Annotated in this window: 12 protein-coding genes; 7 read left to right on the top strand and 5 right to left on the bottom strand. The window is 54.7% G+C overall.

Annotated features, from left to right (window positions below):
* Nucleotides 1–56: 56 nt before the first annotated feature.
* Entirely contained in the window at nt 57–590 is a 534-nt protein-coding gene (locus tag GAH_RS06445) for a ribbon-helix-helix protein, CopG family (RefSeq protein ID WP_048095469.1), read from the bottom strand.
* A gap of 141 nt (nt 591–731) precedes the next feature.
* Between GAH_RS06445 and GAH_RS06440 the strand changes: the two genes are divergently transcribed.
* The gene (locus GAH_RS06440; RefSeq protein WP_048095468.1) at nt 732–2033 is read left to right on the top strand and encodes an NAD(P)-dependent malic enzyme; all 1302 of its coding nucleotides are present in this window, start codon (nt 732–734) and stop codon (nt 2031–2033) included.
* Here the strand turns inward: GAH_RS06440 and GAH_RS06435 are convergent.
* The gene (locus tag GAH_RS06435) at nt 2014–2460 is read right to left on the bottom strand and encodes a protease complex subunit PrcB family protein (protein ID WP_048095466.1); all 447 of its coding nucleotides are present in this window, start codon (nt 2458–2460) and stop codon (nt 2014–2016) included. The two genes, GAH_RS06440 and GAH_RS06435, sit on opposite strands and share 20 nt — an antisense overlap.
* 55 nt (nt 2461–2515) lie before the next feature.
* Here GAH_RS06435 and cbiB point away from each other — a divergent pair, with 55 nt between their 5' ends.
* On the top strand, nt 2516–3361 hold the full coding sequence (cbiB, locus tag GAH_RS06430) for an adenosylcobinamide-phosphate synthase CbiB (protein ID WP_048095464.1): 846 nt from the start codon (nt 2516–2518) through the stop codon (nt 3359–3361).
* Here the strand turns inward: cbiB and GAH_RS06425 are convergent.
* The 3 genes from GAH_RS06425 to GAH_RS06415 are packed head-to-tail and all read right to left on the bottom strand — an operon-like array spanning nt 3303 to nt 7012.
* Nucleotides 3303–4448: a DUF401 family protein gene (locus tag GAH_RS06425; RefSeq protein ID WP_048095462.1), complete on the bottom strand. Its 1146-nt coding sequence runs from the start codon at nt 4446–4448 to the stop codon at nt 3303–3305. The genes cbiB and GAH_RS06425 overlap by 59 nt on opposite strands.
* A 33-nt stretch (nt 4449–4481) precedes the next feature.
* A complete protein-coding gene (locus tag GAH_RS06420) occupies nt 4482–6104 on the bottom strand; it encodes a DUF2070 family protein (protein ID WP_048095460.1) in 1623 nt (540 codons plus the stop codon).
* Entirely contained in the window at nt 6101–7012 is a 912-nt protein-coding gene (locus GAH_RS06415; protein ID WP_048095458.1) for a formylmethanofuran--tetrahydromethanopterin N-formyltransferase, read from the bottom strand. The genes GAH_RS06420 and GAH_RS06415 overlap by 4 nt, the downstream gene beginning before the upstream one ends.
* A 75-nt stretch (nt 7013–7087) precedes the next feature.
* Between GAH_RS06415 and GAH_RS06410 the strand changes: the two genes are divergently transcribed.
* The 5 genes from GAH_RS06410 (at nt 7088) to nrfD (ending at nt 11390) form a co-directional block, all read left to right on the top strand.
* A complete protein-coding gene (locus GAH_RS06410) occupies nt 7088–7285 on the top strand; it encodes a hypothetical protein (RefSeq protein ID WP_048095456.1) in 198 nt (65 codons plus the stop codon).
* A gap of 108 nt (nt 7286–7393) precedes the next feature.
* Nucleotides 7394–8953 carry a multiheme c-type cytochrome gene (locus GAH_RS10380; RefSeq protein ID WP_169745344.1) on the top strand — a complete coding sequence of 520 codons (1560 nt, stop codon included), beginning with the start codon at nt 7394–7396 and terminating at the stop codon, nt 8951–8953.
* Between the two features lie 41 nt (nt 8954–8994).
* Complete coding sequence (locus GAH_RS06400; protein ID WP_048095454.1) at nt 8995–9459, top strand: multiheme c-type cytochrome; 465 nt, start codon at nt 8995–8997, stop codon at nt 9457–9459.
* A 1-nt stretch (nt 9460) separates the two neighbouring features.
* The gene (locus tag GAH_RS06395) at nt 9461–10201 is read left to right on the top strand and encodes a 4Fe-4S dicluster domain-containing protein (RefSeq protein ID WP_048095452.1); all 741 of its coding nucleotides are present in this window, start codon (nt 9461–9463) and stop codon (nt 10199–10201) included.
* Nucleotide 10202: 1 nt separating this feature from the next.
* Nucleotides 10203–11390 (top strand): NrfD/PsrC family molybdoenzyme membrane anchor subunit, encoded by a 1188-nt coding sequence (gene nrfD / locus GAH_RS06390; protein WP_048095450.1) that lies wholly within the window; start codon nt 10203–10205, stop codon nt 11388–11390.
* The last annotated feature ends 41 nt before the right edge of the window (nt 11391–11431 follow it).

The raw sequence follows: 11431 nt of genomic DNA, 5'->3' as shown, positions 1-11431 counted from the left end.
AATTAAAATTCAATTATTGTGGATTAATAATTTCAAATATTATTCACAAAAAATCGTTATTTTCTGACCACAACCCTCAGCTTCCCTATGCTTTCCCTCAGCTCCACGTCAATGTTCTGAGCCCTGAATATGTTCTCAAGAAACGTTTTGATGAACCTCATCTCAGACGGGCATGAGAGGATGAGCGTGTAGCTTCCATCACCGTCCTCCTTCACCCTGAAGAAGTTTCCCGGCTCCATGTACTCGAGAATGCTCTTCACATCTCTCAGACCCTTGTTGTAGTACTGAATCCCGTGCTCCTGCCCTGACTTGGCGACCATCTCCCAGAACTGCTCGTCAGCCTTCTCGTTGAGCTCATCCCACATCGCGCACCAGTGCTCCAGATCGACAATGACGTGCTCACCCTCGGAGAGGAAGTCTATGTAGATCATTATCTCCCTCTTGGAGACGTTCTGCGAGTACTCGAACTCGTAGTAGGAGTTCAGCGCGTCCCTGATGATCTCGCTCGCGCTCTTTCCTGTTCTCCTCATGAGCTCCTCCAGTATTCTGGACGTCTTTGCGTCAAGGCTTATTGACGTCCTGTAAACCATGCCAGTTTCCTGATTTTGTATGTATTAGTAATTTACGGTGATAAATTTAGCCAAAAGTTCACACGGCAGCATAAACCGGATGAAGTTCTTGTCAAACCCCGTTAACTATATTTATAATCTTTATTAACAATAAATTCGGACATGACCGAGAGCAGAGAGGTTTACGAGAAGGCGCTGGAGATACACAGGAAGTACGAGGGAAAGGTCGAGGTTCTGCCCAAGATACCCTATCGAGGGCTGGAGGACTTCACGTACCTGTACACCCCCGGAGTTGCGAGGGCGTGCGAGGAGATAGAAAAGAACTCTGACAAAGCCTACGAGCTCACGTGGAAGTCCAACAGCATCGCAATAGTCACCGACGGATCGCGAACACTCGGCCTCGGGGACATAGGAAGCCTCGCCTCTCTGCCCGTCATGGAGGGGAAGGCCCTCATTTTCAAGCTGTTCGGCGGGGTTGACGCCATACCCCTGCCCATCAACGAGCATGACGCTGACAGATTCATTGAGATAGTGGAGAAGATCTCCCCATCGTTCGGAGGGATAAACCTCGAGGACATTGAGAGCCCCAAGTGCTTCTACATACTCGAGAAGCTGAAGGAGAGGCTCGACATACCCGTCTGGCACGACGACCAGCAGGGAACTGCCACGGCTACGCTCGCAGCCCTCTTTGGCGCACTGGATGTTGTGGGGAAGAAGCTGGATGAAGTTAGGATCGCGGTCATAGGCGTTGGAGCCGCAAATACCGCCGCAATAAGGCTGATGCTCGAAGCAGGAGTGCCGGGAGACAACATAGTCGCAGTGGACTCCAAGGGAACGCTGTACGAGGGGAGAGAGGGGCTTGAGAAAAACAAATACAAGATGTGGATAGCGGAGAGGACGAACAGGAGCAAAATCAAGGGAGGAATCAGGGAGGCCATGAGAGGTGCTGACGTCGTCATCGCTGCCAGCAAGCCCGGCCCGGGAGTGATAAGAAAGGAGTGGATAAGGGAGATGAACGACGACCCGGTGATTTTCGCAGAGGCCAATCCGGTGCCGGAGATTCTGCCAGAAGAGGCGAAAGAGGCAGGTGCGAGGGTCGTGGGAACCGGAAGGAGCGACTACCCCAACCAGATAAACAACAGCCTCGTCTTCCCCGGAATATTCCGGGGGGTTCTGACCGTGAGGGCGAGGGAGATCACGGACTCAATGGCGATCGAGGCTGCGAGGGCGTTATACGAGTACGCGAAGCCCAGACTCAGCGAGGACTACATAATCCCCAGAATGGATGAATTTGATGTGCACGAGAGGGTGGCTGTGAGAGTTGCTGAGAAGGCCATTGAGCTCGGGGTTGCGAGGAGGGAGATGAGCAGGGAGGAGCTCAAAAAGGAGATAGACAGGGTGCTCGACTCAACGCACGAGAAGGTGAGGGTCCTCTCGGAGGTTCTCAGCACTTTATCTCCCTGACGGTCTCGACGAACTCAACCTTTCCGTCAAATTTTTTCAGCTTGACCACCTGAAACGGGCTCGTTATCACCGAGGTGACGAGGCACGTGTCGGATGGCTCGTATAGATCCACAAAGACAACCAGTTTTCCATCCTCCTCGAGAATCTTGCCTATGTTGATCTCATATCCGCCAGTCTTCCTTTCCCCCATGAACACGGCGATGACCATCGTCGTGTTGAAGTCAGGCGGCTGGAATATCACGCCGGTCTCGTTGATGAAGTCCCTGAACTCGTCAGTGCTCCTTATGACCATGTACCTCTTCTCCGCCACGTTGGAGAAGTAGCCCTTTCCGATGACATCGAACTTGACCTGATTCTCCTCCTTGCCCGAGCACCCGAGCAGCGAGAGTGTCAGCAGAGACAGGATGAGCAGGAGTATCCACCTCATGCTCCTGATTCTGCACGGCCAAATATAACGTTTCCCGGCAACATTTTTAACTTACATGGTTAGTTTGGGTGTGCTCGAGCTTCCCGTCGCAATCGCCTTCGAGCTGATCAGGTCAGAGCCTCCACCGCGAGCCCATCCCACCGTGTGGTTCGGGAGGCTCATCTCCTTCCTCGACAAAAGGCTGCCAAGGAACGCTTACGCCGGCATTCTCCCGCCGCTGCTCACAGCCTCCCTCGCCATAGCACTTTCGCTCATCCCATCAGCCCTGCCATGGCCATTTGACCTGCTGCTCTCGGGGTACCTGCTCTACTGCAGCATCTCGATAAGGAGCATGGTCGAACACGCCCTCGCCTGCGTGGATGGAGAGGGTGTTGTTAGAGAGAGGGTGAGGCTTATAGTCAGCAGGGATCTGAATGGTCTCGAGGACTGGCAGGTCGTGTCTGCCGTCATAGAGAGCGTGTCCGAGAACTTCGTGGACGGTGTTCTGGCACCCCTCCTCTACTACGCCATCTTCGGCCTTCCGGGGGCGCTCGTTTACAGGGCGATAAACACCTGCGACGCCATGCTCGGCTACAGGAATGAGAGGTACAGGGAGTTCGGCAGAGTTTCTGCCAGACTCGACGACCTGCTGAACCTCATACCCTCGAGGCTCTCACTCCTGCTTTACGCGATTCTCAGCAGGAGAGCGTTCTCCTGCGGGCTCAGAAGCCCAAAGCTGAACGGCCACTCGATCTCCGCGATGGCCGGGTTGCTTGGGGTCAGGCTGGAGAAGCCGGGGAGCTACAGGATAGAGTGCGGGAGAGAGCCTGAAGTGAAAGACATAGAGAGGTGCGTCAGGTACTTCACAGCACTCTCAGGAATGGCAGTGATATTAGCACTGTCATTAAGGCTGCTGGTATGAGGTACCTGTAAACCCCGTAGAGCCTCGCCTTGAAGTACTGGGCCGTGAGGACGAGGCAGAGGTGCATTGGAGACAGCATCACCCCGGTTATGCCACCGAGGAAGATTATGAAGAGGTGGCTGTTGATGACATCCCCCGTACCCGTGAAGGACGTGAGGAGGGGCAACGCCACGGACGTGTAGCTCAGCTCTATGCCAGTTGCGAACGCTATCAGGAAGGACAGAGAGAAGGCGGCAACGTAGGGGTTTGAGAGTGAGAGCACATCAGAGTAGAAGGCCGAGGAGGCGTTGCTCATCTCTATTGCGTTCTTGTAAAGCATAACTCCGATGACGAGGACTATGATCTTGAAGTCCACAGTCTTCCTGAATATCTCCGGAACCTTCGAGAACGCCCTGTTGAAAAGGATTATGCTGAGGAAGGACGCTATAAGCGCTGCAAGCAGGTCGCCTGTCAGGGCCGTGAAGAGGACGATCAGGAGAACTGGGTACATGTACGCCAGCCCCCTGGAGTCCCTCCTGCCCTCAATCCTCGAGGATCTGACTCCCATCAGAAGCACACCCGAGACGAGCGAGGCCACGAGGATTGGATACGTCGACCTCGCTATCTCCGAGTAGTCAGTCGAGAGTATCCCCATCGCGATGACTATGTTGGGGTAAAGGGGCCAGAAAGTCACCCAGACGTGCCTGAACCAGTAGTTGATGAACACGGCCTTCTCGGGCCTTATCTCGAAGCGCTCCACCAGATCTTTTATCATGACAGCCGAGACGAGCGCGCCGCCGGGCATGGGGAGCAGGCCTATCAGCATCGGTATCAGAGCGACGCTCATTCTTCCAGAGATGGAGTGAACTGACTCGGTTATGCGCTTCAGCATTCCGACGACTTCCATGGAGTAGCCAATGGAGAACGCGAATACGACTATGGCAACTATCCTCCACGTCGATATGCTTGAGAAGGTGGCAAGTATGCTCTCAGGGGCGCTGGTGATCGCGAGGAACAGAGCCCCGGCAAAGACCGCGAGGGTTATCTCGAAGCGGATGAGCAGGAGGATTATGAGAACCGAGATCAGGAGGGTTACGACAACGTCCATGCTCCACCAGATGGCTTACGTGTAGTTAAGCTTTTAGATGATGACCGATGAGAGGGCGAAGGTCAGGGCGTAGTTAAGGGCGGAGAAGAGGATGAAGAGGTACATCGCCCTCTCTCCGTAATTTTTGAATGCAGCGTCAACATCCTTGAAGAACCTCTCCCCCATCACCGTGACCCTCACGCTCGCCACACCGAACTCCACCTCCACCTCGGAGAGCTTGGCATTTGCCATGGCCCTCTCAAGGAAGCTCTCAATCGCCTCTGCATCAACCATGCCAGCCGGCTTGTACCCGATTTTTGGTGACACTCCCGTCTTGGAGTGGTTGTCAGTGGTGATGACGTCCAACTCAACTCCATACTTCTTACCCACCCTCTCCAAATACTCCCTGAGCTCGATGTCCATGTTGTTGGCATCCACCATCAGGATTCCATGCCTCTCCCCTTCAAACGACATCAGCAGAAGCGCGAGCTTTCCGCAGATAGACTGGCTCTCGTAGTCGGCGGAGGTGAAGTAAGCCTCGAACCTCCCGCACTCATCTGGACTGATCTGGGAAGCCTTCTCCATCAGCATGTATATCTCGGTCATGTCCTCGGGGGTTAGCTCGTACCTCTCAGCGTAAGCGTTGTGCCCGTCAACCACAATTGGGTTGGCGAAGAACCTCTCCGCTATGTCCCTCACCTCCGAAGGTATGTCGTCTATGCTCTCCTTTCCGTGGATGATTATGAGCGTGAAGGTTGTGAACGGGTAGATCTTCAGCCTGAACCTCTTCCCCTCCACCGAGTACGGCTTCCTCGCTCTGGCGCCTTCAAACTCTGGAGTGACGCGGATTATGGCTTCAACGTCCTCGCCTGTGGACGGGTTCGTCGCATGAGTTGACGCGGCATGCAGGAACATCGAGAACCTCCCCAAGGCTCTCTCCACGAGCTTTGCGCCACCGATGTCCCTGAAGGGGCCGGGGTGAAATTCGGGAGCTATGAGGGTCGCGTCCCCAACCCTTATCACGAAGACCTTGCCCTCTCTGACCTCTGAATACATCTTTATCCTCCTCTCGAAGATCCCGGGCTCTCCCTTCAGCCAGTACAGGACAAAGTCCCTCAGTATGTCCGATACGACAATTCTCCCAGCCTTCCCGCTCATGAACGAGACGAAGAGGTATGAGAGAGAAACTCCGGCAAGGGACGAGAGGGCGTACGCCAGCCCCCTGTGAGGGGCGCTGAAGGAGAAGAGGTAGTCCACAGGATAGAGCAGGGCGAGGATGAGCAGTGGCGCGAGGTAGCTGAACCGCTCGGACGTGAAGTACAAAGCCACCGAGAGGATGAATGCTATAGCCGAGGGAGAGACGACGATCAGCTCGGGGCTCAGCAGGTGTATTGCTATCACGTCAGCTATCTCTATCAGCACGAGCATGAACAGCGCGAAGAAGAATATCCTCCTGCTGTTGAACCCGGATCCAAGCAGCCTGCCGAAGAAGAGCAGTAAAGCGAGCAGGGCGAGGCCTATGAAGAAGTACCTCATCGCAAAAAAGGACTTTCCGGAAATCCCGTTCAAATAGGATGCAAGGACTATGCTCGTTATGCCTATGGCTACGCTGACTCTCTTCTTCGGGACGGAAAAAATTTTGGAGTAAAACTTTTCGAGGATGTTCTGATCGATCATTCACCGTATTCCTGCAGGATGTCTCTCAGGTAGATCTTGTGCTGACCCAGCTTTCCGCCGTAGTTTCCAGCCGAGATCTTGAGAACGCCATCTATCCTGCTAACTACCTCCATGCAGACGTACATGGCTTTCTTGACGTCCTCAAGGGTTGTGCCGTTGATGACTATCTCCGGAATGCTCTTTACACCCTCAGGAACCTTTGAATCTGGGATCTTGCCCTTAAGCGTGGGGCAGTAGTAGTGGTTGGTTGTTGGCCCGATTTCAGGATACTTCGTCTCGGGCTTCGAGCCAGCAGAACATATGTCGAAGGAAGTTATGACGTTGTCCATGTTCCTGAGCACCTCTACGGCAGCTTCTCCAGCCTCAAGGGCTGATTCCTCGCTGTCGCAGAAGAACCAGACGTTGCCTCCAGCGACACCCTCAGCATAACCGATGTACCTCTCGATTATGAACTCGCCGAACATGATGGGCACTCTGATTACCTTCCTGCCCCACATCTCTTCCTCCCACTCGTATCCATCACCGCACCTTCCCACATTCAGCTCGGCATCGAAGAACTTGTCGCTCTCGGTTGCGTTGAACACCCTTGTCGTGGGAACAACAAGAATGCCCTGCCTGATCCTCTTGCTCATCTCTCTCATCAGAACGCTCTCGAAGTTCTTGCTCTTAGCAACCCATATCTGGGCGATCGCACCCAGCCTGCCGTCGGGGGTCTCCTGAGGTGAGACAAACTTCTCAACTCCACCCTCGGACTCGCCGAAAACGGTTGATGGAAGGGCTGTGGAGTTGTAAGCGGCCTTCTTGAGCAGCCACTTCTGCTTCGCAGTTATCAAAATCCTCGAATAGATTCCATCAAACGCCTCGCAGTACGTATCCTCTACAGGCACACCATTCAGCTCCAGCTCCATGATTTAAGTTGGCAGGGAGGATATATAGTTTGCTGGATAACGTTAAATCATCATGGCAATTGCGAACGATTTATCATGATGATGGCAGAGCAAATAGAATTCATTACCGACGTGGGCGGAAACTTTTTAACGTTGTTAACGTTAATGATTTCTCTGTCAGCATATATTCTGGCACAAAACGACCCTGCAGACCTCAGATATGGCTCAGAAAATAGGGTGAATAGAGTTTATCATTTCCAGCTCCCTGTCGGTTGCCAGCTCAAAATTATTTAACGTTGTTTAATGATGACACCAAAATTTTTTCGTCATTGACGTAATTTAACGGCGATAATTTAGGATATATTCGTAAATTTTAAATCCTCTTCACATGAGATTATGAACATGAAACGTCCCGGGCTGTTAGTGGGAATAATAGTGGCAATCGCAGCCCTGCTCGCCATTCCAGCGAGTGCAGAGGAACTGTGCATTGCCTGCCACTACAAGCAAACACCGAACATCGTCAAGGACTGGGAAAAGAGCAAGCACGGGGACTACGGAGTGACGTGCTACGTCTGCCACAAGGCTGGAGATGACGAGTATGGCGAGGACCACCACGGATACAGGATAACCCCGGTCGTTTCTCCGAAGAAGTGTGCACAGTGCCACGAGTACGAGTACGAGACCTTCTCAAAGAGCAAGCACGCCTTTGCCGCCATCAACGGACCCCTCATGCCGTGGTACAAGGCCATGACATCGCAGGGTCTGAACCCGCTCGACCCGAACACCGCAAGGCAGAACCCGCCGAGAGACTACATAAGGGACAAGGTAACGCCCCTCTACCCGGCAAGCGGAATATTTGCAAAGACAGGGCTTCTCGACGAGATAAACCACGAGAATCAGGTGCTCGGATGCATGGAGTGCCACGGAAGCTACGTTTACTACGACGGGGAGAAGCTGCAGGGGTGGCCGAACATCGGCATAGGCAGAATAAACCCCGACGGTAGCCTCGGAAGCTGTGCCTCCTGCCACACGCAGCACCAGTTCAGCATAAAGGAGGCGAGAATGCCTGAGACCTGCGGAAAGTGCCACCTTGGATACGACCACCCGCAGATCGAGATATACGAGAGCAGCCACCACGGAGCGAGGTACATGGCCGACGAGGAGAACTGGAACTGGGAGGCAAAGCCGTGGAAGGTCGGTGTTGACTTCTCCTCACCGACGTGCAGCGTCTGCCACATGGGTGGAATCGCCGACTCATCTGGCAAGGTGATAGTCCAGAGCACGCACGACGTTGGAGCCATGCTCAAGTGGGAGATTCAGGGGCCGTTCAACACCTACCAGAGCAGCAACCCCAACAAGGCTGTTGGGTACACCCCAGACGAGAAGCTCGCCAACGAGAACAGGGAGAGGATGAAGAAGATCTGTCAGGCGTGTCACAGCCCCAACTGGGTTGACGGGTACTTCGAGAGCTACGAGAAGGTGCTCGCCGACTACGACAAGACTGCAAAGTACGCGAAAGACCTGCTGCAGAGGATATACGACGAGGGGCTTGCCGACCCGAGCAATCCGATAGACGAGTTCCCGGAGATGATGTGGTACTACATCTGGCACCACGAGGGAAGAAGGTGGAGAATGGGCGCCTCGATGATGGGACCGGACTACACGCACTGGATGGGAGCCGTTGACACCGTGATGGACAAGCTCGGAAGGATGATAGACTGGTACGAGACGCAGAAGAGGATCAGGGGAGAGGTCCCGGCACTGTCCACCGCACCTGACTCGAGCACCGCACCGCTCACACCACCTGCCAACAATGCTGTGGTCGCGCAGGGAGTCGCAGATGCCACCACGTCCCAGACAATCAGCCTTCCGAAGAACGTGAGGTTCGTGGAGCTGACGGCCGGATCCTTCGCAGTGCTCGCAGCACTGGCCCTCGCAGGAAGGTTGCGGGGTTCAGCCTGAGCCACACCTTCCCCCAAATTTTTTAGAGAGAGGGCAGGGCCATGAAAGTCACCACCAGAGTCGTGCTTCTGTACATACTGGGGCTTGCAGTGTTCTTCATAGCCAGAAGCGTCTTTGTCCCGGATACCTTCGGCGAGCTCGGCCACTACAGGGCCGCGTCTATCGGGGAGATAGAGAGCCTGAAGACCAAGGTTGGAGAGAACTACGAGTGCTTCAACTGTCACGTGAATGAGTACGTGGACTGGAGCGTGGGGGAGCACAGGAGGATAGCGTGCACAAGCTGTCACGGACTCCTGAAAGCCCACGTTGCCGATCCGAAAAACCACTCGGCCAAGGATGAGTTTCTGAGCCCGTACGCGTACCCCACCATGACGGACTTCTGCCTGAGCTGCCACGCCACCAGCCCGAGCAAGCCAGAGTCATTCCCGCAGATCTCAGTAGAGCACGGTAGAGAGGAGATGTGGAACTGCACGAGGTGTCACAATCCCCACAACCCGGTGGTGTAATATGAATAGGAGAAAGTTCCTGATTGCCTCGTCAGCCATCGCATCGGGAATCATCGGGTTCAGGCTTGCGAGGGGGGAGGAGGCTGAGGGCAGAGCAACAGGCTACATTTTCGTGGTCGACGTCAGGAAGTGCATAGGCTGCGGCAGGTGCGTGAGGGCCTGCAAGATAGAGAACGAGGTTCCCCTGAAGCCGTACTACTTCAGGACATGGGTCGAGAGGTACGTATGGCTCAAGGGAGAGAAGGATCTGAAGGTTGACTCCCCCAACGGAGGGTTCGACGGCTTTCCGAACATCTACAGCGAGGACGAGGTCGCGAAAAGCTACTTCGTTCCGAAGCTCTGCAACCACTGCGAAGACCCTCCCTGCGTTCAGGTGTGCCCCGTTGGCGCAACTTACAGAACCCCGGATGGAGTTGTGCTGGTGGACGAGAAGTACTGCATAGGGTGCAGGTACTGCATTCAGGCCTGTCCGTATGGCGCGAGATACCTCTACCCGAGGGACGGGCCGAGGGAGAGCAGGAGGAACACGGCAGACAAGTGCACGTGGTGCTACCACAGGATAACGAAGGGGTACAAGCCTGCGTGTGTGATGGCATGCCCAACGGGAGCGAGGATGTTCGGCAGGGAGGACGATGAGCGGATCCTTAGGGTTCTCGAGGAGAACAGCGTCTCCGTGCTGAAGCCGGAGCAGGGAACAAAGCCGAGGGTTTTCTACATAGGCATAGACTCGGAGGTGCGCTGACATGAGCGACATCCTCGAAATAGCGCTCAGGCACGTGCAGGGGTTCATCTACCCCAACGAGGTCGAGATATACTGGAGCGTGCTGATCGCCGTGTACCCGTACATAACAGGGCTCGTCGCCGGAGCGTTCATAGTCGCCTCGCTTGAGAGGATATTCAGGGTCGAGGAGGTCAAACCCACCTACAGGCTCGCCCTGCTCACAGCACTCGCGTTTCTGATAACCGCACCGATGCCGCTCATCGCCCACCTCGGACACCCAGAGAGAGCTCTGGAGATAATGTTCACGCCAAACACATCCTCAGCGATGGCAATGTTCGGGTTCGTCTACGCATGGTACCTGCTCGTCGTGCTTCTCATCGAGATATACTTCGACTACAGGAAGGACATAGTGACGTGGGCGAGGGAGAGGAGAGGAATCAGGGGCGCGATTTACAGGATCCTCACCCTCGGAGACTACGACATAAGCGACAGCGCAACGAGGAGGGACGAGAAGATAGTGAATGTCATAACTGTGATCGGTCTGCCTTCAGCGGCATTCCTGCACGGATACGTCGGGTTCATATTCGGCAGCGTGAAGGCGAACCCGTGGTGGAGCTCCCCGCTGATGCCCATAATCTTCCTGTTCTCGGCGATGGTTTCTGGAATTGCGCTGGTGCTCGCGATTTACGTCATAAGCTCAGTCATCAGGGGTGTCTCTCCGGACGTGAGGTGCGTTGACAAGCTCGCCAGCTACCTGCTCTACTCCTACATCCTCGACCTCGGCCTCGAGTTCGTGGAGTTCAGCCACGTCTTCTACACGAGGGAGGAGGGTTTCGAGGCAATACTGGCGCTGATAAACGAGAAGCTGTTCTTCAGCATGATAGTCGTGCAGGTGATTGTCGGAGCCATTGTGCCCGTCGCGATGATAGCCGTGGCAAAGGTGTTCAGGATGCCGGACAGGGCGAGGGTCGCTGTGTACACAGTGTCCGCGATTCTCACGCTGGTAGGCGTGTTCGCGATGAGGTGGAACGTGGTCATAGGCGGGCAGATACTGTCAAAGACCTTCAGGGGCTTCAGCTACTACGTCATGCCGCTGCTCGGCCCAGAGAGTGCCTCGATAGCCGCGGCGATAATGGTGGTTCCGCTGGTGATACTCTACGTGCTCGTGAAGATACTGCCGCCGTGGGAAGAGAGGGCTGAGACGGCATAAACTTTCCCCCAATTTTTTAACCAGATTTTTTAATGAAACCC

This window comes from Geoglobus ahangari, from assembly GCF_001006045.1.
Classification (GTDB): domain Archaea; phylum Halobacteriota; class Archaeoglobi; order Archaeoglobales; family Archaeoglobaceae; genus Geoglobus; species Geoglobus ahangari.
The sequence above is the reverse complement of the archived record's forward strand: the minus strand, read 5'-3'. Positions and strand labels throughout refer to the sequence as shown.

Bases quoted from the DNA above. Each gene is read 5' to 3' on its own strand.
- GAH_RS06445 (WP_048095469.1), bottom strand. From the start codon at position 590: ATGGTTTACAGGACGTCAATAAGCCTTGACGCAAAGACGTCCAGAATA.
- GAH_RS06440 (WP_048095468.1), top strand. From the start codon at position 732: ATGACCGAGAGCAGAGAGGTTTACGAGAAGGCGCTGGAGATACACAGG.
- GAH_RS06435 (WP_048095466.1), bottom strand. From the start codon at position 2,460: ATGAGGTGGATACTCCTGCTCATCCTGTCTCTGCTGACACTCTCGCTG.
- cbiB (WP_048095464.1), top strand. From the start codon at position 2,516: ATGGTTAGTTTGGGTGTGCTCGAGCTTCCCGTCGCAATCGCCTTCGAG.
- GAH_RS06425 (WP_048095462.1), bottom strand. From the start codon at position 4,448: ATGGACGTTGTCGTAACCCTCCTGATCTCGGTTCTCATAATCCTCCTG.
- GAH_RS06420 (WP_048095460.1), bottom strand. From the start codon at position 6,104: ATGATCGATCAGAACATCCTCGAAAAGTTTTACTCCAAAATTTTTTCC.
- GAH_RS06415 (WP_048095458.1), bottom strand. From the start codon at position 7,012: ATGGAGCTGGAGCTGAATGGTGTGCCTGTAGAGGATACGTACTGCGAG.
- GAH_RS06410 (WP_048095456.1), top strand. From the start codon at position 7,088: ATGATGATGGCAGAGCAAATAGAATTCATTACCGACGTGGGCGGAAAC.
- GAH_RS10380 (WP_169745344.1), top strand. From the start codon at position 7,394: ATGAAACGTCCCGGGCTGTTAGTGGGAATAATAGTGGCAATCGCAGCC.
- GAH_RS06400 (WP_048095454.1), top strand. From the start codon at position 8,995: ATGAAAGTCACCACCAGAGTCGTGCTTCTGTACATACTGGGGCTTGCA.
- GAH_RS06395 (WP_048095452.1), top strand. From the start codon at position 9,461: ATGAATAGGAGAAAGTTCCTGATTGCCTCGTCAGCCATCGCATCGGGA.
- nrfD (WP_048095450.1), top strand. From the start codon at position 10,203: ATGAGCGACATCCTCGAAATAGCGCTCAGGCACGTGCAGGGGTTCATC.